The 20,461-nt window shown below is 40.0% G+C and carries 21 protein-coding genes; 11 read left to right on the top strand and 10 right to left on the bottom strand.

Annotated features, from left to right (window positions below; all coding sequences use genetic code 11):
* From AC056_RS04225 to AC056_RS04205, 5 genes are all read right to left on the bottom strand, one after another.
* Nucleotides 1–963 carry a DnaJ C-terminal domain-containing protein gene (locus AC056_RS04225; protein ID WP_019456898.1) on the bottom strand — a complete coding sequence of 321 codons (963 nt, stop codon included), beginning with the start codon at nucleotides 961–963 and terminating at the stop codon, nucleotides 1–3.
* A 150-nt stretch (nucleotides 964–1,113) separates the two neighbouring features.
* Nucleotides 1,114–1,725, bottom strand: coding sequence for a LysE family translocator (locus AC056_RS04220; RefSeq protein WP_004699012.1), 612 nt, complete (start codon nucleotides 1,723–1,725; stop codon nucleotides 1,114–1,116).
* A gap of 136 nt (nucleotides 1,726–1,861) precedes the next feature.
* Nucleotides 1,862–2,737 (bottom strand): Hsp33 family molecular chaperone HslO, encoded by an 876-nt coding sequence (locus tag AC056_RS04215; protein ID WP_004699009.1) that lies wholly within the window; start codon nucleotides 2,735–2,737, stop codon nucleotides 1,862–1,864.
* A 165-nt stretch (nucleotides 2,738–2,902) separates the two neighbouring features.
* Nucleotides 2,903–4,744: a monovalent cation:proton antiporter-2 (CPA2) family protein gene (locus AC056_RS04210; RefSeq protein WP_077162829.1), complete on the bottom strand. Its 1,842-nt coding sequence runs from the start codon at nucleotides 4,742–4,744 to the stop codon at nucleotides 2,903–2,905.
* Between the two features lie 75 nt (nucleotides 4,745–4,819).
* Complete coding sequence (locus AC056_RS04205; protein ID WP_077162828.1) at nucleotides 4,820–7,048, bottom strand: primosomal protein N'; 2,229 nt, start codon at nucleotides 7,046–7,048, stop codon at nucleotides 4,820–4,822.
* Nucleotides 7,049–7,196: 148 nt separating this feature from the next.
* Between AC056_RS04205 and gspF the strand changes: the two genes are divergently transcribed.
* From gspF to AC056_RS04190, 3 genes are all read left to right on the top strand, one after another.
* Nucleotides 7,197–8,402 (top strand): type II secretion system inner membrane protein GspF, encoded by a 1,206-nt coding sequence (gspF, locus tag AC056_RS04200; RefSeq protein WP_004699003.1) that lies wholly within the window; start codon nucleotides 7,197–7,199, stop codon nucleotides 8,400–8,402.
* A gap of 23 nt (nucleotides 8,403–8,425) precedes the next feature.
* Nucleotides 8,426–9,010: a type II secretion system major pseudopilin GspG gene (gspG, locus tag AC056_RS04195; RefSeq protein ID WP_039251176.1), complete on the top strand. Its 585-nt coding sequence runs from the start codon at nucleotides 8,426–8,428 to the stop codon at nucleotides 9,008–9,010.
* A 265-nt stretch (nucleotides 9,011–9,275) separates the two neighbouring features.
* Nucleotides 9,276–9,620: a hypothetical protein gene (locus AC056_RS04190; RefSeq protein WP_019456903.1), complete on the top strand. Its 345-nt coding sequence runs from the start codon at nucleotides 9,276–9,278 to the stop codon at nucleotides 9,618–9,620.
* Between the two features lie 59 nt (nucleotides 9,621–9,679).
* On the opposite strand, the gene AC056_RS04185 is transcribed toward AC056_RS04190, so the two are convergent.
* Nucleotides 9,680–9,940: a DUF2798 domain-containing protein gene (locus AC056_RS04185; protein ID WP_019456904.1), complete on the bottom strand. Its 261-nt coding sequence runs from the start codon at nucleotides 9,938–9,940 to the stop codon at nucleotides 9,680–9,682.
* Nucleotides 9,941–10,173: 233 nt separating this feature from the next.
* Between AC056_RS04185 and AC056_RS04180 the strand changes: the two genes are divergently transcribed.
* Nucleotides 10,174–10,512: a tRNA-binding protein gene (locus AC056_RS04180; RefSeq protein ID WP_000434938.1), complete on the top strand. Its 339-nt coding sequence runs from the start codon at nucleotides 10,174–10,176 to the stop codon at nucleotides 10,510–10,512.
* 1 nt (nucleotide 10,513) lies between these two features.
* Here AC056_RS04180 and lnt read toward each other — a convergent pair whose 3' ends face one another.
* Entirely contained in the window at nucleotides 10,514–12,073 is a 1,560-nt protein-coding gene (gene lnt, locus AC056_RS04175) for an apolipoprotein N-acyltransferase (protein WP_077162826.1), read from the bottom strand.
* Nucleotides 12,070–12,909, bottom strand: a complete 840-nt coding sequence (locus AC056_RS04170; RefSeq protein WP_004698992.1) for an HlyC/CorC family transporter — start codon at nucleotides 12,907–12,909, stop codon at nucleotides 12,070–12,072. Before AC056_RS04170 ends, lnt begins: the two co-directional genes overlap by 4 nt.
* 184 nt (nucleotides 12,910–13,093) lie before the next feature.
* Between AC056_RS04170 and tusA the strand changes: the two genes are divergently transcribed.
* Both tusA and AC056_RS19665 read left to right on the top strand, forming a co-directional pair.
* The gene (gene tusA, locus AC056_RS04165) at nucleotides 13,094–13,351 is read left to right on the top strand and encodes a sulfurtransferase TusA (RefSeq protein WP_002053527.1); all 258 of its coding nucleotides are present in this window, start codon (nucleotides 13,094–13,096) and stop codon (nucleotides 13,349–13,351) included.
* Between the two features lie 132 nt (nucleotides 13,352–13,483).
* Nucleotides 13,484–13,864 carry a hypothetical protein gene (locus tag AC056_RS19665; protein ID WP_139344619.1) on the top strand — a complete coding sequence of 127 codons (381 nt, stop codon included), beginning with the start codon at nucleotides 13,484–13,486 and terminating at the stop codon, nucleotides 13,862–13,864.
* A 43-nt stretch (nucleotides 13,865–13,907) separates the two neighbouring features.
* Here the strand turns inward: AC056_RS19665 and AC056_RS04155 are convergent, their stop codons facing one another.
* Nucleotides 13,908–15,620 (bottom strand): electron transfer flavoprotein-ubiquinone oxidoreductase, encoded by a 1,713-nt coding sequence (locus AC056_RS04155; protein ID WP_077162825.1) that lies wholly within the window; start codon nucleotides 15,618–15,620, stop codon nucleotides 13,908–13,910.
* A 184-nt stretch (nucleotides 15,621–15,804) separates the two neighbouring features.
* Here AC056_RS04155 and AC056_RS04150 point away from each other — a divergent pair, with 184 nt between their 5' ends.
* From AC056_RS04150 to AC056_RS04130, 5 genes are all read left to right on the top strand, one after another.
* A complete protein-coding gene (locus AC056_RS04150; protein WP_077162824.1) occupies nucleotides 15,805–16,416 on the top strand; it encodes a DUF1285 domain-containing protein in 612 nt (203 codons plus the stop codon).
* 48 nt (nucleotides 16,417–16,464) lie between these two features.
* Nucleotides 16,465–17,331 (top strand): glutamate racemase, encoded by an 867-nt coding sequence (gene murI / locus AC056_RS04145; RefSeq protein WP_077162823.1) that lies wholly within the window; start codon nucleotides 16,465–16,467, stop codon nucleotides 17,329–17,331.
* A gap of 120 nt (nucleotides 17,332–17,451) precedes the next feature.
* Nucleotides 17,452–18,456, top strand: coding sequence for a DUF4062 domain-containing protein (locus AC056_RS04140; RefSeq protein WP_077162822.1), 1,005 nt, complete (start codon nucleotides 17,452–17,454; stop codon nucleotides 18,454–18,456).
* A 73-nt stretch (nucleotides 18,457–18,529) separates the two neighbouring features.
* Nucleotides 18,530–19,546 (top strand): ferrochelatase, encoded by a 1,017-nt coding sequence (gene hemH, locus AC056_RS04135; protein WP_077162821.1) that lies wholly within the window; start codon nucleotides 18,530–18,532, stop codon nucleotides 19,544–19,546.
* Nucleotides 19,547–19,569: 23 nt separating this feature from the next.
* Complete coding sequence (locus tag AC056_RS04130) at nucleotides 19,570–20,214, top strand: MBL fold metallo-hydrolase (protein ID WP_019456911.1); 645 nt, start codon at nucleotides 19,570–19,572, stop codon at nucleotides 20,212–20,214.
* Here AC056_RS04130 and AC056_RS04125 read toward each other — a convergent pair.
* The gene (locus AC056_RS04125; protein ID WP_004698974.1) at nucleotides 20,211–20,405 is read right to left on the bottom strand and encodes a DNA gyrase inhibitor YacG; all 195 of its coding nucleotides are present in this window, start codon (nucleotides 20,403–20,405) and stop codon (nucleotides 20,211–20,213) included. The genes AC056_RS04130 and AC056_RS04125 overlap by 4 nt on opposite strands.
* Nucleotides 20,406–20,461 lie beyond the last annotated feature (56 nt).

The following is a 20,461-nucleotide window of genomic DNA, read 5'->3' as shown; positions in this document are numbered from 1 at the left end:
CTAATGAGATGAACGAGGTTCGAATGAAGCAAAGGCTTCAGCCAATTGCTGATACGCTTCTTTTTCTTTTTCAGAATGTGCAGGCGGGAATACAATATTTAAAATTAAATAAAGATGGCCTGGCGTTTTATTTGGTATCCCTTTGTCTTTTAAACGTAGCTGTTGTCCTTGTTTTGCATTTTTAGGCAAATTGACATGTAACGACCCAGCAGGTGTTTTTACTTCAATACCTTGACCTAATGCTGCCTCCCAAGGTGCTACATCTACAGTTAAATATACATCACTGCCTTCGACATGAACACGATCGGTATCTTTATATTGAATCTCGATATAAAGATCGCCGTTGGCACCACCATTGATACCACTTTGTCCTTGTCCGCTTAGGCGAATTTGTTGGCCTTCCTTCATGCCTTTCGGTATTTTCACCTGTAGGGTTTTACGTTGTACCTCAGGCTCACCATAGACATTCACAGTCGGAATTTGTAAGGTAATCTGTTGTGTTGATCCATGGTAGGCAATATCAAGATCAACCTCTATGCTGGCATGCTGATCTTCACCTCGGTAACTGCGTTGTTGTCTTTGGTATTGTTGTTGCCCACCACCAAAACCAGCACCAAAACGGCCGAACAAATCCTCGAAACCGCTAAAATCAGCTTGTTCACCACCGCCGCCCGTAAAGCCCTGACGATAAAAACGTGCGCCATCAAATCCACCTTGAGCTGCACCTTGACCAAAGTCATTAAATCCCTGTGGGTGATCTAACATTTGGTCATATTCAGCTTTTTTTTCTGCATTGCTTAACGTGTCATAGGCAACGTTAATCGCCTGCATTTTTTCTTCTGCATCTTTTTCTTTGCTGATATCGGGGTGATATTTACGAGCTAATTTCCGATATGCTTTTTTAATTTCATCAGCAGAGGCTTCTCGTGTAACCCCTAATTCTTCATAATAATTTTTAGCCATAATGTTTTATCACGATGGTGTTGTTTATTTCATTATGAAACAATTTTTAAGGCTTTCAATGAGCTAGATTGTATAAGAGTTGTTCTCTTACAGAAATGGAGAGACAAGGTGGAAGAGACATAATTCGATTAGGGTTATGCCTCTCAATCTTTACATAAAAGTCTGATATAAACCGTATAAGGCAATTAATAAAAGCAATAGGCCGCATAAGCCGAGTATTTTAGGATATAAGTGGCTGTTGGAAAGACGGCGGAAAAACACATACACTAAAGACAGGGTTAAAAAATCCAAAACAATCCATGTCAGGGTAAGAACAGTTAGACTGAAATTTAAGTTAGGTGAAATAGAGACAAACTGAGGAAAGAAAGCTGAAAAGAAAATAATATCTTTAGGATTTGAAATACCGACCAAAAAGCCCTTTTTAAAACCACCATTTTGGGCAGAAACGGTTTGTATTGCTTCTGGATGTGGAGCTTGAATCACTTCTTTAAGAATACTAAATCCTAAATAGCCAATATAGAGGCAGCCTAAAACACGAATAATATTTAAATAGCTTTCATTAATACCGAGTACTCCTTTGAGTACGAGTACTGAAATAAAAATTAAAACCAGTGATGCGAGATTTGTACCAAAAATGGTTTCGAGTGCTTTTTTATAGCCGCCTTTAAGCCCAGCGCTTGCCACTAAAATCATGACTGGGCCAGGGGTAGCAATCATAATAATGACACTAAAAATAAAGAGAAAATAATCAAAATAATTCATGAAATATAAGCATCTTGTTTATTAGGCTATAAAGTAAACTCATATTAACTGATTTAAAATAAGATGCTGAAAATTATCATCAAAAACTATAGATAAATAAAAAGGCGGTTTGACCGCCTTTTTATGAGGTGAGTAATTAACTCAAATGTTCGCCAAATAAACCCAGTGCTTCTTCAGCAGTGAACTCGTAACGAGTGTTACAGAACTGGCAATCCATTTGAATTGGGTTCTGAGCTTCCAGTGTTTCATGAACAGCATCAACACCAATTTGAAGTAATGCTTTAGCACAACGTTCTTTAGAACATGTACAGCCAAATTTTAAGTGTTCAACTTCTGGCAAGCGTACTTCTTCTTCGTTATACAGACGATATAAAATCTCATTCGCTGAAAGCTCAGTCAGTTCTTCAGGCTTAAGCGTTTCAGTCAGCATAGTCAAACGTGGCCATAAGTCTTCATCAACCAGTTTTTGCTCTTCTTCATCATGACGAGGTAATAACTGAATGAGTAAACCACCAGAACGTTTAGCTGTACTTGCCAATACAATACGAGTTGGAATTTGAGCAGATAAATCATAATACTGCATCAAACAACCCGCTAGATTTGTCTGGTCAAGAGGGACGATCCCTTGATAACGCTCACCATGCTCAGGCTCGATGTTAATAAATAAAATTGGATTAACTAAAGCACCAAGGACTGTACTGCTGTCAGTTGCTTCAACAAAACGTGGATCTGTTTCGTAGTCTGCTAAAGCACGAACCTCACCTAAGTGATTACATTCAGCCATAGCCCATTTGAAAGAGCCGCTAGCCTGGATTTGCAAGCTGATACGGCCTTTGATTTTTAAAGTACTTGCAAGTAATGCAGTCGCGCTCAACATCTCGCCTAGTAGAATTTTAACCGCAGGCATGTAGTCGCGTTGAGCTAAAATAGTTTGTAATGCTTCTTCTAGATGAACTACTTCACCACGAACAGGAAAGTCCTCTATATAAAAGCGTTGGCGTAAATCAGACATAATATTCTCCAGGGCCCTAAGCAGATTATAACAACTTCGGTTTAATCAAGCTTAGGGAATGCAGCGAAGCTGCAAGCAGGACAACGGCAACTTTTGTACCGATTGTCGCAATCATTTAGGCAATGTGAATAAGTCCTTAATATAGCCATTTTGCGAAATCTCAAGTTATTCTTCGTGATCTCGTGTAATGTCGATACGATTTGGTTGTAAATGACGCTTTAAGTCCACGTCATGTCTTGATGTGGCTTGCTGTGCATCGCTTTCAAATAGATGCTCAAGTTCAGCCAGCGCATTACGATGGGTTTCAAAAACCTTTTGTTCATCGGTATAAATGCTTTGCTGCTGTATGAGTAGTTTCTCATCATAATCTCGAAAGATTTCGATATTATTATAAGCCTGTTCATCAGAAATACCGAGTTCGCGTAAAGCGCGATAAGCCATACCTAATGATGATAAATAGGTTTCACGCCAAATATGTTCAACACCTAAATCTCTTAGCAGGTGTACATGATGGCGGTCACGAGCGCGTGCTAGTAGCTTTATATTTGGATAGTTCAATCTTAAATGTCGTGCAACGTTCATCGAGTCTTCGACATCATCAATTGCCAAAATAAATACTTGGGCTTTTTCAATGCCTGCCGAGCGAAGTAAATCAGGTTGCGTGACATCACCGTAATAGAGTTTACCGCCATATCGACGCACAAAGTCCACTTGATGAAGGTTGTTGTCGATCGCAGTAAAGCCTAAGTGCTGCAAGCGGGCAATACGTGCAATAATTTGTCCAAAGCGACCAAACCCAGCGATGATAATTGGATTATCTTGCTGAGGAATTTCATCATACTCAGGTGGACGTTCTTTATTAAACAAAGGAATGATTTTAGTTGCCATAATCCAGTAAATTACTGGTGTAAGGACCATCGACAACGTCACAATTAGCGTAACAGGCTCTAATAAAGCATCAGTTAAAACTTTTTCACTTTTCGCAAGACTTAAAATGACAAAAGCAAATTCACCACCTTGAGCCAAGCAAGTTCCAAGCAGCAGACTATTGTTCCAACTGTATTTTTTATAGCGGGCAATCGCAGTTAACACGAGGGTTTTTATCACCAACAGACCGACCGCTCCACCAATAATGAGCCAAGGCATTTCAATTAGTAACGACAGTTGCGTGGTCATGCCCACAGTCATAAAGAACAAACCAAGTAATAGTCCTTTAAATGGAGCAATACTTGCTTCAAGTTCATGACGGAATTCCGAGTCGGCTAAAAGTACGCCTGTTAGGAAAGCGCCTAGTGTCGTGCTAATTCCTAAAGTATCCATGAGTAGTACAACAGCAAGGATAATAAATAACCCTACTGCGGTAATCAGTTCAGTTGCACCACTTTTTGCAACGAAACGGAAAAATGGACGCATCACATAACGACTAAATAGGAACAGACCACTGAATGTTGCAATGATGGCAGCAAAATAAGCAATGCCATGATGAGTAGATTCTGTTCCTGCTAACAGTGGAATGACTGCCAATAAAGGAATCGCTGCAATATCTTGGAAAAGCAAAATTGAAAACGATTGCTGACCGTAGGTGGTATTGAGTTGTTGTTTTTCGGTCAGTAACTGTAATACAAACGCAGTAGAAGACAGTGCGAGGGCAAAACCAATGACAAAGCTGGTAGCAAGTTGTTGCTGAAATAGTAGCAATACGGTGAGCATAAGAATTACGCCCGTAATCACCACTTGCAAACTTCCCATCACGAAAATGGAGTCACGCATTTCCCATAAACGTTGTGGACGTAACTCTAAGCCAATGAGGAACATAAGTAAGATGACCCCAAACTCAGCCAATTCCATAATGGCTTCAGGGTCATGGGCAATATTTAAAACACTTGGGCCAAGAAGGATGCCCGTAAATAAATAACCTAAAACTGTTGCAATCCCTAAGCGTTTACCCAAAGGGACTAAAATCAGAGAAGCTCCAAGAAAAATTGTTGCTTGCAGTAGGAATGACATTCATTACCCCGAATGTATTGATCTTTTTAAGTGTAAAGCCAAAAGGGCTTCTTCACACCATGATATTCAAATCATCTAACTAAATTCTTGCGGGTCAACATCAATAGAGAGTCTAAGTTGATGCTGTCTTGGTGCATGAACCAACTGAGCCCACCATTGTCTTAAGTAAAAATGCAGACGAGCACGGTCGGCAGACAAAATCACCATATGGGCGCGGTAACGTCCCGCTTTACGTTCCATTGGTGCTGGAATCGGCCCCCAAATATCAACAATATCACCTGCAATTTGGCGAAGCTGTTCGGTAGCTTCATTTAAAAAATGTAAGGTATAGTCACGATCTTTCGACTCAGCACGAATTAAGACTGCATAACGATAAGGCGGCAGTAATGCAACTTTTCGTTCAGATAATGTTTGTTTCGCGACCGCCCGATAATCTTTTTCGATGAGTGTGGTGAGTAAAGGATGATCTGGCCTTAAAGTCTGTAAATAAACATGACCTTTGTGTTCTCCACGACCTGCACGACCAGCTACTTGTACAATCAACTGCGCAGTACGTTCTGGCGCCCGAATATCGACACTCAGTAAACCTGCATCAATATCTAAAATAGCAACCAAGGTCACATGTGGAAAATGGTGACCTTTTGCCAACATTTGAGTACCAAGCAAAATTGTTGGTTTGTTTTGATGAATACGATCATAGATTTTTTGCCAACTACCGACACGACTGGTGCTGTCACGATCGACTCGAATCACATCATAGTCTGGAAAGAGTTCTTGTAAGTGCTCTTCAACTTTGGCTGTTCCGGCACCTAAAGTTTTTAAACTCTTCTGCTGACACTCAGGGCAGTGGTCTGGCAAGCGATGAACTGTGCCACAGTGGTGACAATGCAAATAAGAATAAGGCTGAGTATGCAACGTAAAATGTGCATCGCAATGGGGACAATTTGCTTGCCATCCACAGCTTTCACAAACCAATACAGGTGCATAACCACGACGGTTTAAAAAGATTAAAACCTGTTCTTTTCTTGCTAGGGTATTTTTAATTTGCTCGATTAAAGGCTGGCTAATACCATGCTGCTTTTTGACAACTTTAAGATCTATCAAATGCATTTTAGGTAAAAGCGCGTGGCCTGCACGCTGGTTCAGTTGCAGTGAAGTTAACTTACCAGTTTCTACTAAGTGATAGCTGTCGATGCTTGGAGTGGCCGAACCTAAAATAACAGGGCAGCTTTGTAAGTGGCCTCGGTACAGTGCGACATCACGAGCATGATAACGGAAACCTTCTTGCTGTTTATAAGACAGGTCATGTTCTTCATCTAAAATAATGAGGCCCAGACGTGGCAGCGGTGTATAAATGGCTGAGCGAGTTCCTAAAATAATAGATGCTTTACCAGTTTGTGCCTGTTGCCATGCTTGTAGGCGTTTCGAGTCATTTAAGCCTGAATGCAATAAAGCAATATCGCAGTTAAAACGAGACTTAAAGCGCGAAATAGTTTGAGGGGTTAAGCCAATTTCAGGAACCAATACTAGGACTTGCTTACCTTGTTTTAACACCTCATGCATGATGTGCAGGTAAACTTCAGTTTTACCACTTCCAGTTAAGCCATCTAGTAAAAATGCTTGGTATTGATGCTGTGCATTAATGACGTGCTGAGTCGCCTTCTTTTGATCATCATTTAGCGTAAGTGGCATTTGAGCCAATTGCACAGGTGCTGGGCTAAAATCATGAGGCTCAAGTGTACAGTCTATGAGTCCTTTCTTTTGTAGCGCTTTAAGCGTAGCCGTTTCTACACCACTTAAATTAAGAATATTTTCTGTAGTTCCAGCAGGATGCAATTTTAAAATCTGATACGCATCTTGTTGCTTAATGGAACGCTTTAACAAGGCTTCTACATTGTCACAAGGAATGATTTTCCATAGATGAAACAATACATCCATCGGTTTGCCCTGACGCAATAATGCGGGTAGGGCAGTTTGCATCACTTCACCAATCGGAAATTGGTAATACAGGGCAGACCATGTCAATAAACTTAAAACTTGTTCATCTAAAATAGGTTCATCATCTAAAAGGTCAGAAATGGCTTTAAGCTGAAAGGTGCCTGTAAATGATTCTTGTGGGTCAACTTTTTCAGTAATGATACCAATCAGGTTTTGCCGTCCAAATGAAATCGCGACGCGTGAACCTACCTGAGCCCGTTCATATTGTGCTTTGGTGAGTGTATAGTCAAAAGTGTCGTACAGATGCACAGGTACGGCAACACGCACACGATAAACAACTGAATCAGGTTTTGGCGTTATGGTCATAGAGGCTCATTTCGTCAATTTTAAAAAACGGCATAGCGTCGTGAAGAGGACTTGGGTATTCTACACAGGCTATAGAATGAATATGAATGATTGCGTAGCATAGATGCAACAGCAGCGACTATTATTTTTGGAAAATTAGAACATTACCATGCCTGCATATCAATTTACTGCTATTGATGCTTCAGGGAAGCAGCAAAAGGGGGTGCTTGAGGGAGACTCAGCACGTCAGATTCGCCAACAATTACGCGATAAAGCATGGACTCCGATTAGCGTTGATCCTGTTGAACAAAAAGACAAGCATCAAAGCCACGGATTATTTCAGAAAAAGTTTAGTGCTTATGATTTGGCACTGATGACCAGACAACTCTCCGTTTTGGTTGCTGCTGCAATTCCTCTAGAAGAAGCTTTACGCGCCGTGAGCAGACAAAGTGAAAAAGCACATGTGCAAAATCTTTTACTCTCTGTTCGTTCAAGAGTATTAGAAGGGCATTCACTCGCGCAAGGCATGCAACAGTCAGGTCGTTTTCCTGACCTTTATATTGCAACTGTTGCCGCAGGCGAGCGTTCAGGTCATTTAGATCTGATTTTAGATCAGTTGTCCGACTACACCGAAAACCGTTTTGCCATGCAAAAGAAAGTTCAAGGTGCCATGATTTACCCCATCATTTTAATGCTCATGTCATTTGGTATTGTGATGGGATTAATGACCTACGTTGTCCCAGAGATTGTAAAAACCTTCGATCAAAGCAAAGATGCCTTACCATGGATTACAGTCGCTTTAATGAAAGCGAGTGATTTTATTCGCCATGCGTGGGTGTTTATTATTCTTTTTGCTGTGATAGGCGTTGTTGCCTTTGTGCGGTTTTTAAAAACAACGGCTGGTCATTATGCTTTTGATCGCTTAACACTCAAACTGCCATTATTCGGTAAACTGTCCCGTGGTATTAATGCTGCACGCTTTGCCAGTACTTTATCTATTTTGACTCGTTCAGGCGTGCCTTTGGTAGACGCTTTAAAAATTGGTGCTGCTGTGACCAATAACTGGGTGATCCGTGACTCAATTGCTCATGCTGCTGAACGTGTCACAGAAGGTGGTAACTTGGGCACGCAATTGGAGCGCAGTGGTTATTTCCCACCAATGATGGTACAAATGATTCGAAGTGGTGAGGCATCAGGTGAGCTTGACCGTATGCTGGAACGTGCGTCGACTATGCAAGACCGTGAGGTGACGACATTTATTTCAACCTTATTGGCATTACTTGAACCGCTTATGCTGGTATTAATGGCAAGCATTGTGCTGGTTATTGTAATCGCGGTTATGCTGCCAATCGTAAATATGAACAATATGATTTAATAACTTTGATATTAGAGATAATGATGAAAGTAAAAAATATTCAAAGCGAAACAGTGATGAAACAACATAGTGAAGCTGCGGTTTCAAATCAGCTTGAGCCAACGTGCCATTCCGAGCATAGCTCTGTATCAGATGTTTGTTCCTCAAGCACAGCTTTCGGACTTGCGGCACGTTCGAGCGGTGCTCGAATGAAACGTGCGTCAGGCTTTACCCTTATTGAAGTTATGGTCGTTATTGTAATTTTAGGCGTGTTGGCTGCTTTAATCGTACCGAACGTTATGGGCCGTAGTGAAAAAGCTAAAATCGATACGACTCAAATTACCTTGAAGGGTGTAGCGGGTGCTTTAGATCAGTACAAGCTTGATAACGGGCATTTCCCAACTATGCAAGAAGGTGGACTAGATGCACTTATTAACCAACCTGCTACAGCAAAAAACTGGATGCCGGGTGGTTATGTGAAAGGTGGTTACCCTAAAGACAGTTGGAAAAATGATATTCAATATGTCATTCCTGGAAAAGACGGCCATCCTTTTGACCTATATTCATTTGGTGCAGATGGTAAAGAAGGTGGTGAGGGTAACGATGCCGATATTTATTACCAGCCTTAATTAAAATATAAGAGAGATTATCGATTCGGATAGTAAGAGAAATTGATAATTCGAATTGATAATCTTTCTTAATCACAAAAATATAATAAGCTGTTGAAAATAAAACAATAAAGTTAATAATTATATTTGAGATTTAAAATAAGAATTATTCCCATATTTAATGGTTACAAGAAAGTTAAAATATGAGGGGAAATAAGCTATATATTTAAATAAAAGCTTTGCATAATAAATAAAAATCACTTTATAAAACTATGGGAGAGATTAAATGAAAGCATTTCTCGTACTTGATGAACTAAATCAGTTTCATTGGGCGATGCTTAAGTCTGTCCTATTGATTTTAGCATTATTACCCATTGCTGAAGTTTCATTAAAACTATGGCTGAGTACAGAAGGTAGCAGTCAAATCATGATTGGCTTCTTTGCATTAAGTATTGTGAGTGCATGGTTAATGGTGAGTTTTTTCACTGCATTAAAAGCGAGTGTATGGCAAGCTAAACAAATATCTTCTAAATATGAACAATTACTTTTTAAAGCTTATCGCTATGTACCCATGGTCTTTTTATCAAGCTTAGTTGCTTATTTATCTTTGCAATTATCAATCGCTTTTTAATGATATTTAAAACCAAATTTTTAGATAAAACGTAGACTCAATATCTACGTTTTCATTTTTTAAACAGGCTCTACTAATAGTGCCGTGATTTTACGAACGACAGGTAATACCAAAAGTAGTGTTGGAAAAGCAATTAACCAAGAAATGATCCATGCTGACATCCAGACATTTATAGAAAACTCTTCTAATCCTAAACTTCGTAAAGTACTGACCATGGACACTACAAAAGTCATAATGATGGATAGAAAAAAAGGTAAAACAATAGCAGTATAGCGACTTGGAAGTTTCTTAAAACTATAGAAAGTTTTTTGGTTTTCCATTTTGTCTCCGTAAACCAACAAACGCCCGTGCCATTCAAAATATAAAAAATATTTTGAACAAATAGCTCCAAGCCTTGTTGGAGGTATGTTGGAACGTTGATTGACGTAAACGTTTACGGCTTTTGAATCAGCGGATTTAATTTAACATGGAATTTTCAAATTAAACATGAATAATTTATTTTTTTATATTGTGTATTTTTGATTTGAAGATTTAAGAATATGAGAAATATAAAGTGGAACAGATCGAGTGGAATGATTTTTTAAAAGTAGAGCTTCGTGTGGGTAAAATTATTCAAGCTGAGGTTTTTGAAAAAGCGCGTAAACCTGCTTATATTTTGCATGTAGATTTTGGTGAAGAATTGGGTGTACGTAAATCGAGTGCTCAGATTACTAAACTTTATCAACCGCAGGACTTGATTGGTAAATTAGTCGTTGCTGTCGTAAATTTCCCTAAAAAACAAATCGGACCTATTCAGTCAGAATGCTTGGTGACAGGGTTTCATAACGCAGATGGGGATGTAGCACTTTGTATCCCAGAGTTTGAAGTTCCTCTGGGTACAAAGCTATTATAATTTAGCGACGTGATTTATAAGACACATCAACTTGACGTGGACGATAGATCCAACCTAAAACCAACAGTAATACTGCAAATCCTAAAATTGGGTAATCACCTAGACGGTTATAGAGAGTTTGGCCTTGCATAGCTGGTAAATCACCTCTCAAGACAAACTCTTTATCAATCGGTGCTTGTTCAGTGATATGACCATTTTGATCAATAAATGCTGTTACACCTGTGTTGGTTGCACGAATAAACCAGCGACCATTTTCTTTCGCGCGCATTTGTACCATTTGTAAATGTTGCCATGGGCCAGCAGTACCCGTAAACCAAGCATCATTAGATACAGTCACCAAGAAGTCGCTATCTTCTGCATTACGTCGTGTCAGGTTCGGATATGCCACTTCATAACAAATTGCAGCAGCAAGCGCATGCCCTTTAATTAAGAGTGGTTTCTGGTTGCTCTCACCACGTGTAAAACCGCTCATGCTAATATCATTTTGCATGGCTGGTAACACCCAAGAGAGTAAACCTGAAAGCGGAATATATTCACCAAACGGCACAAGACGCTGCTTTTTATAAAGGCCGCTTGAATCGCTGCCAGACGCCATAATACTGTTGTAATACAGAGGACTGCCGACTTGATGTGATTTTGCAACATCCCAATAAGGAATGCCAGTTACCCAAGCGGTATGGTTCTTTTTCGCTTGTGCATCCATGGCATCCAAAAACGGTTCAATGTCGGTTTGGAAGAGTGGAATTGAAGACTCAGGCCATACAATGAGGTCACGGCCCCATTCAGATTGAGTTAAACCTGCATAAATTTCTAATGTTCTAACTTGATATTCGGTTAGCCATTTTAAATCTTGTGGAATATTACCTTGAATGAGCGAAACACTTAATGGTTTAGCCGCTTTAGGTTGTACAAACTGAATATATGATGCTCCCCATGCACCCAAAACTAATAGGGCAGCAGGGATAACCCAAAAAATACGCTTACGTAGAATTTCGACTAAAGCACACGCTAGAACAATTGCCACGAAGGAAATTGCATAAATACCAAATAGCGGTGCATAACCATCGAGTAGGCGTTCAGTAAAAGCGTAACCTACAAATAGCCACGGGAAACCCGTAAATACCCAAGTTTTAGCCCACTCAAAAATAATCCAGAGAGGGGCGAAAGTCAGCGGTGTTTCAGGGAAGAAGCGTCGATAAACCCAAGTTTGGAATGCTGTAAATAAGCCCATCACAAGAGCCATAACAGCAATCATACATACGCTTAAAAAGGCATTGGTATCGCCATATACATGGATAGATGTATAGAGCCAGAAAGCCCCTACAAACCATAAACCAAAACCATAACTCCAGCCAATCGCAAATGCTTGTTTGGCTGAGCGTTTATGCAATGTCGCATAGAGTAGGGCAGGAGACAAAATTGCCAGCCACCACCAATAATAAGGTGCCAGTGCAAAGCTGAACACGGCACCTGAAAATAAAGCAATGAGCAATGGAAAAATTAAAGGAAGCTGTTTTTGTTGTTGCGAAGAATCTAACAGCTTTTCAAAGTATGCTCTCATTGACGTACAGCTCGAATCAGATGAATAGTGCGGGCATCTGCTTCAACAATCGTAAATAACCATTTTCCAAGTTCAACTGTCTGACCTTGTAAATCACTGACTAGACCAATTTCTTGAAGCAATAAACCGCCGACAGTTTCTACTTCATCGTCAGAAAAATCAGCATCTAATACAGTGTTGAAGTGTTCAATTGGTGTAAGTGCCTGCACCATCCATGCATTCGCTACACTGTGGTCACTATCTGGAACAATGTACTGCGCATCTTCATCAGCAGTATCATGTTCGTCTTCAATTTCACCCACGATCTCTTCAAGAATATCTTCAAGTGTAACAAGACCAGCCGTAGAGCCATATTCATCAATGACAATCGCGATATGGGTTTGGGTATGTTTGAGCATACGAAGAACTTGATCTGAACGTGCGCTTTCAGGCACAAATAATGGCTGGCGCATAAGCGAGCCAATATCTAATTTGGTATTTGGTTCAGTCAAAAATGGCAATAAATCTTTTGCCAATAAAATACCCACAACATTATCGGGTTGGTCAGCCGAGAAAACTGGAAAACGTGAGTGAGCAGACTCAACCAATACGTGAAGAATATCAAGTAACTGATCATCTTCTTGCATACTGATCATTGCTGTTCGTGGCGTCATGACTTCACGAATTTTTGTAGCAGGAAGGTCAAGAACACCTTCAAGCATGGCAACAGTATCAGGTTCTAAAAAACGACGTGAATTTTGGACTAGTTTTAATAATTCATCTCGGGTTTCGGGCGCTGTACCTAACCACTTTCGTAAGCCTCGCATTCCCCACGACGGACTCGGTTCCTCTTGCATGATCTTTCCTAAAGACTCAATGTATCAAATGAATACATTGATCATACCGAAGAAAAGGCCCTTATGCATCTATAAAACAAAGTAAAAGACAAAACACATATTGTTATGTAAACACCAGTTACAGTTCATAAGTCAGTGATCGGTTTATGCTAAAATGTGAAAATTCTATTTGTTCGAGTTAGTTATGTCAGAACAACCTATTTCACCTACTGTACAACTCAATACACGTGGTTTACGTTGTCCAGAACCTGTCATGATGTTGCATCAAGCCATTCGTAAATCTAAGTCTGGAGATGTGGTTGAGGTCTTTGCAACAGACAATTCGACATCGTGGGATATTCCTAAATTTTGTATGCATTTAGGTCACGAGTTGCTTTTGCAAGAAGAACGCTTAGATGAAAATGGTCATAAAGAATTTCATTACTTGGTGAAAAAGGGCTAATAGAATAAATGAGGCTTCTAATGAATAATGTTGGGAGCCATTAAACATTTAAATTATTTTAAAATGATAATTTTTTACAAATAAGAATCATTATATAATCTATAAAATTAAGTATATAAATGACATATAAAAATGAAAGATTATTTTCTAAAACGAAGCTTATTTATTTTCCTTTGGTTCACATGTCTTGCTGGTTTGTTACGTATAGAAGTTTCTTGGTTAACTGAGACTATGGCTACCATAATTCTAGTCACTTTTATAATTCTCGGTTCAATTATATTAGGTTATAGAAATACATCTTTTGCTCCAGAATCAAAAATTAGCAATAGCCTCATCTTACATACAGGATTCATGGGATTTATGCTAATGATTGATTTATTATTTGGAAAATCAGCTTGGTATATTGATGTAGCGCGGAATTTTGGTTTTCTTAGCTTATTTTTATTAGGCACATTTATTTTCTATAAAAAGAATTTTAATTTAAAAGTATCAAAAATACCGCCTTTTCATTAAGTGGATACTAATAAAAAAGCCCCGATTATTCGGGGCTTTTTTATTACATGTTAGGGTAATTCGGACCACCGCCGCCTTCAGGCGTTACCCAAGTAATGTTTTGAGATGGGTCTTTAATATCACAAGTCTTACAGTGAACACAGTTTGCTGCGTTAATCTGGAAGCGTTTAGAACCATCATCATTTTCCATGATTTCATAAACACCAGCAGGGCAGTAGCGCTGAGCAGGCTCATCCCATTTTGGTAAGTTCACATTCACTGGAATTGAAGGATCAGTAAGCTTCAAGTGAGCTGGCTGGTTTTCTTCATGTACAGTGTTTGAGATAAACACAGAAGACAAACGGTCAAATGTAAGTTTGCCATCCGGTTTTGGATAGTTTGGCTTAAAGCTTGTTGCATCAACAGTTTTCAATGCAGCAAAGTCTTGCTTCAAGTCATGTAAAGTAAATGGAACTTTAAAGACGTTTTGGTCGATAAAGTTAAATGCACCACCAATCCATTGACCAAATTTATGCATTGCTGGACCAAAGTTACGAGAGTTATAAAGCTCTTCTTTTAACCAGCTGTTGTTAAATTTGTCAGTGTATGAAGTCAACTCTTTAACGAATAAATCTTCGCCTTCAGTAACACGTGCAATCGCAAGGTCACCACCTTTTTCTACACCAGCAGCAATCGCTTCAAATACAGCCTCACCACATAACATGCCTGATTTCATGGCAGTGTGTGAGCCTTTGATTTTTGCAAAGTTTAAGAAACCTGCGTCATCACCAATTAAGCAACCGCCCGGGAAAGTCAATTTAGGCAATGAGTTGAAGCCGCCTTTCACTACAGCACGTGCGCCATAAGAAATACGCTTACCACCTTCTAAATATTGTTTAATGAGTGGGTGAGTTTTCCAGCGCTGCATTTCCATGAATGGATACATGTGTGGATTTTCATAAGACAAGTCCACAATCATACCCAAAGTCACTTGGTTGTTTTCAGCGTGGTATAACCACCAACCACCAGAAGAACCAGTTTCAGCCAATGGCCAACCAGCGCCATGCATCACTAAGCCCGGCTTATGTTTTGCTGGGTCAATTTCCCAAAGTTCTTTAATCCCGATACCGTAGTGCTGAGGGTCAGCATTTTTATCAAGGTTATATTTTGCAATGAGGCGTTTACCTAAGTGACCACGGCAACCTTCAGCAAAGAGAGTGTATTTAGCGTGAAGCTCATAACCCGGAGTAAAGTTATGCGTTGGTTCGCCATCTTTACCAATACCCATGTCGCCAGTTTGAATACCTTTTACAGTACCGTCTTCATGGTAAAGCACTTCAGATGCAGCAAAGCCAGGGAAGATAGAAACTTCTAATTCTTCAGCTTTTTGGCCTAACCAACGAACCACGTTACCTAATGAAATAACATAGTTACCGTCATTATGCATGGTTTTAGGAACCATCCAGTGAGGTGCTTCTTTAGACGTAGTTTCTGAAAGCAAGAAGAATGTTTTGTCTTCAGTTACAGGTACGTTCAGAGGCGCGCCTTCTTCTTTCCAGTTCGGGAAAAGTTCATTAATAGCACGTGGTTCAAGTACAGCACCAGATAAGATATGCGCACCTACTTCAGAGCCTTTTTCAACTACACAAACTGAAAGATCGGGTAAGTTATTCTCAATCGCTAATTGACGGATCTTAATCGCAGCAGATAGACCTGCAGGTCCTGCACCTACGATGACAACGTCAAACTCCATCGATTCGCGTTCGATGTGTTCCATGTAGGACTCCTCAATACTTAAAGGTGGCAACCGTAATGTCAGATCATCCGGTGCTGCCGTGAGTTTTAATCCATAGGCGCAAATATGCTATTGTGCCTTTTATCGTTTTGGCTAGTATAGTTTTAAACCATGATCTAGCCAATTGGCTGAGTCGTCATATTTTCTCGTCAGCAAGGCATAAACTATGGTAAATCAAAATAATTCCCCATCGGATATGGGAAAAATACCGTTATCTGATGATAAAAACTTAATGAACATTGCACAATACTTAAAAGATGTACAGCAAAGTCACAAAAGGTCAATTCCACCTTTAGAGCAATGGCATCCAAAGCATTGCGGTAAAATGGATTTAACGGTTAAAGCCAATGGAGAATGGTGGCACGAAGGTCAATTAATCAAGCGCCAAGCCCTATTGGATTTGTTTACCAAAGTCCTATGGAAAGAAGAGGGTAAATTCTACCTGAAAACCCCTGTAGAACAAATTGAAATCGAAGTTGAAGATGAACCTTTATTGGTCAATCAGGTCGATCAGGTCGAAATTTCAGGTGATCAGTTTTTGCAACTCACGACGACCAATCAAGATGTGATTTTGGTTGATGCAGAACACCCGATTTTTATGCGAGAATATGCAGGCGAATTACGCCCTTATGTGCATGTCCGATTTGGTATTAATGCACTTATTCAACGCCAAGCTTTTTATCATCTCGTGAACTATGGAACACTGGTCGAAAATGATAAAGATGAAACCATTTTGCAGTTAAAAAGTGGTAATTTGCACTTGCAATTAGGCACTTGAGGTTTAAGCTTTATAGAGTGAAATTTTCCGACACTCTCTAGTACTGCCATGACAGCCATACAGCCTTTATTTACTGAATTAGAATCTATGCCTAAAGCATCAGCAGATGCCCCAATTGGTATTTTTGATTCGGGAATTGGAGGAATGTCGGTTGCAGCAGAAATTGCCAGATATTTGCCAAACGAACGTATTGTCTATTATGCCGATACAGCCTATGTACCTTACGGCCCTCGTTCTGATGACGAAATTAGAGAGCTTACCGCTCGCGCTGTCGATTGGTTATACCGCCAAGGCTGTAAAATTGCAGTTGTAGCATGCAATACTGCCTCAGCATTTAGTCTTGACCATTTACGTGAACATTATGGCGAGCACTTCCCAATTGTTGGTTTAGTACCGGCATTAAAACCTGCCGTATTACAAACCCGTTCTAAAGTAGTGGCAGTATTGGCAACGCCTGCTACTTTTCGTGGGCAACTTATTAAAGATGTTGTAGAAAAATTTGCTGTTCCAGCGGGTGTTAAAGTCATGACTTTAACCAATCTGGAACTTGTTCCTTGTGTCGAAGCAGGGCAGCAAATGAGTCCTGTTTGTTTGAATGCATTAAAAGAGGTTTTACAGCCTGCAGCCGATCAAGGGGCTGACTATTTAGTGCTCGGTTGTACGCATTATCCGTTCTTAAATGAAGCAATTCATCATCTTTTTGATAACCAATTCACACTGGTTGATTCGGGATTAGCAGTTGCCCGACAAACAGCCCGTATTTTAATAAAAAATGAGTTATTATGTGACCAAATGCGTCAGAATGTTGCACGTATTGAATGTTATGTAAGTGGTAATAATGCCGATGCATTGCAACCTGTTTTACAGAATATGATTCCACAAGAATTGACATGGACGCTGCACAATCTGAGTTGAGCTCTGTTGTAGGCATTCAGAAGAAAGCGTTTTTTATATTTATTTTTTCTTATTTGGGGCGGTTCATAGTCTTGGCTTATTTAGGCCATATTAAGATTATGGGGCGATAAGGGTATTGTTATGCTCGATACACGCTATCAGATTTTTATTTCAACGTCAGGTCGCGAGATGCAACCTGAACGTGTAGTTCTCTCTCAAACTTTAGTCAGTATGGGTTTCTTTGCTTGGGGTTTAGAGTATAGAAGTCCTTTAACTACAACACTTTCCCGTCGACAAATTGATGAATCGGATTACGTTGTCTTACTATTAGGCAGCCAGTACGGTGAACAATCTATTTCTGGCGCTAGCTATTTTGCCCAAGAGTATGAATATGCTTTAAGCCGAGCTAAACCTATTGTGGTATTCATGCATGAGCAACCTGAAAGCCGCGATATGCATTTGCAAGAGACTCATCCACAGCTTAAAGAAAAATTTCTAGCATTTAGAAAGAAACTATTACACGAAGCTCACCACGTATTTTACTTTAAAAGCCCGCGTGATTTAGAGCTAGCTGTCCGTTTAAATATGCCTTTAATGGTTGAACAACATGTGGGACAGGGTTGGGTACCTGCACACCAAGCACATCAGTTGGAAGATGAGGTTAATCGATTAAAAAGTAAAATTTTACAATTAGAGAAACAATTAGCAGATGTACCTACACAACTCAATGAAGTAGGGCCACAAGACATTTTTGCGTTTGAGTATCAAATTCAAGCGTTTCAAGATGGTAACTTTAAAGAGCTGAAACGCCAGAGGCAAATGACGTGGTCTGAGCTATTAAGTATTTTGGCTAAACACTTTGAGACAGCTATGCCAGAAGAAAACTTCGGCACTTGCCTTAATGAATATCTTAATCAAGCAGGGCTAGAAGATGCCCGCGAGGTGTTACCTCGTGCCCATGCAGTAGCTTGTGCACAAATCAATCATAAAGCGCTATTTCGAATTAAAAGGCAAATGCAGTCACAAGGTTGGATTATTCCAACAAAATCTGAGCAGTACCCAAGTTTGTGGAAATTGACTACAAAAGCGCAAAAGCTTTTACTGAGTTATAAATGGAATCATCGAGGTGCTCGATTAAAAGCTTAGAGCAATTCAATTTATATATAACAATGAAAACTGTTACATTAGTGTCATAAGTTGAACTGAAAGGCATTTGCGCATGTCGTTTGAACAAAAACCGAAAGTTACTGTCATTTTAGCGAATTTAGGTACACCGGATGAGGCAACTGTCCCAGCGGTGCGCCGTTTTTTAAAGCAGTTTTTATCTGATTCACGTGTGATTGAAATACCGAAATTGATCTGGTGGATTATTTTAAATTTGTTCGTTTTACCTTTTCGTCCAAAAAGAGTAGCGCATGCCTATGCTTCGGTATGGTCTACCGATTCACCAATGCGTGAAATTGTGTTTGAACAAACTCAACGTGTGCAAGCTTATTTAGAACGTGAAAATAAACAATTTGATTTAACTGTATTGCCAGCAATGACTTATGGTAATCCGGGTATTGATGCAGTTTTAGAAAAACTGGCAGCTCATCCACAAGAGCATGTCATTTTATTACCTTTATTTCCTCAGTATTCTGCGACGTCGACAGCGCCTCTATACGATGCATTTGCCAAATGGATTCCTAGTCAGCGCAATTTGCCGGGTCTGACCATTATTAAAGACTACTACCAGCACCCAATGTTTATTCAGGCACTGGCAGAAAGTGTTTTAGCCTACCAAGAGCAGCATGGTAAGCCTGAAAAACTATTGATGTCATTTCATGGTATTCCACAGCCTTATGCAGACAAAGGCGACCCTTATGCAGACCGTTGTCGCATTACCGCAAAGTTAGTCGCTGAAGCTTTACATTTAAACGATGATGAATGGGCAATTAGTTTCCAGTCCCGTTTTGGAAAACAAGAATGGGTGAAACCTTATACTGACCAGCTTTTACAAGATTGGGCGAAGCAGGGTGTTAAGTCAGTTCAGGTTTTAAGTCCCGCTTTTTCTGCCGATTGTTTAGAAACACTTGAAGAGTTAGCCATCCAAAACGCTGAGTTGTTTCAAGAGGCGGGTGGTGGTAACTATGCTTACATTCCTGCTTTAAATAGTGATCAGGCTCATATTGATTTGCTTGCAGGTTTAGTTCAGGCTAATCTTGATGCCCTTACTCATACCTTAGCCCACCGTTAATTGCGTTTTAGCCAGAGGTTCTTATGCTGCAAGTCAAAATTGTTCCAGTTACTGCTTTTGCTCAAAACTGTTCTTTAGTCTGGGACAGTGAAACAAAAGAAGCAGTTTTGATTGATGCAGGCGGTGACGCTGCTGTTTTGAAGAAAGAAGTAGAAGCTTTAGGTTTAAAAGTAAAGGCACTATGGCTTACTCATGGGCATTTAGATCACGCAGGGGCAGTGGGTGAACTCGCACAAGAATGGAGTGTTCCCGTTGTTGGTCCGCATAAAGAAGATCAGTTCTGGTTAGATATGATTCAGGAAGTTTCAGCACGTTATGGCTTTCCAATTCCACAGCCAGTAAAAGTTGATCAATGGCTTGAAGGCGGCGAAGTGCTCAAACTCGGTGAAGATGAGTTTGAGGTGCGTTTTGCACCAGGACATACACCAGGGCATGTCATGTTCTATAACAAGAATCATGGCTTACTCTGGACTGGCGATGTCCTGTTTAAAGGCTCAATAGGAAGAACAGACTTTCCACGTGGTAACCATGAGCAACTCATTGAATCGATTCAACGTGAATGCTTTAGCTTGCCAGATCAAACCCAATTTATTTCAGGTCATGGTCCAATGAGTACCATTGGCTATGAAAAAAAATTTAACCCGTTTGTCGCAGGTAAAGCGGGTTAATCCTCATAATCATCTTCATGCTGACTACCCTTGTTTTGCTGAGGAGCATCTTGGGTAGGCAGTCTATATTCATCGTTTGCCCAAGCGCCTAAATCAATGAGTTTACAACGTTCAGAACAAAATGGACGAAATTCATTGCCTTCCCAAACACTTGGTTCACCACAACGTGGGCAGGGGAATGTACGTGGCATAAAGCGATATCCTCAAAGTGAAGAGAAATAGATTAGGCAAAAGTCAGGTGACTTGT

The sequence above is a fragment of the Acinetobacter genomosp. 33YU genome, from assembly GCF_001990725.1.
Taxonomy (GTDB): Bacteria; Pseudomonadota; Gammaproteobacteria; order Pseudomonadales; family Moraxellaceae; genus Acinetobacter; species Acinetobacter seifertii.
The sequence above is the reverse complement of the archived record's forward strand: the minus strand, read 5'-3'. Positions and strand labels throughout refer to the sequence as shown.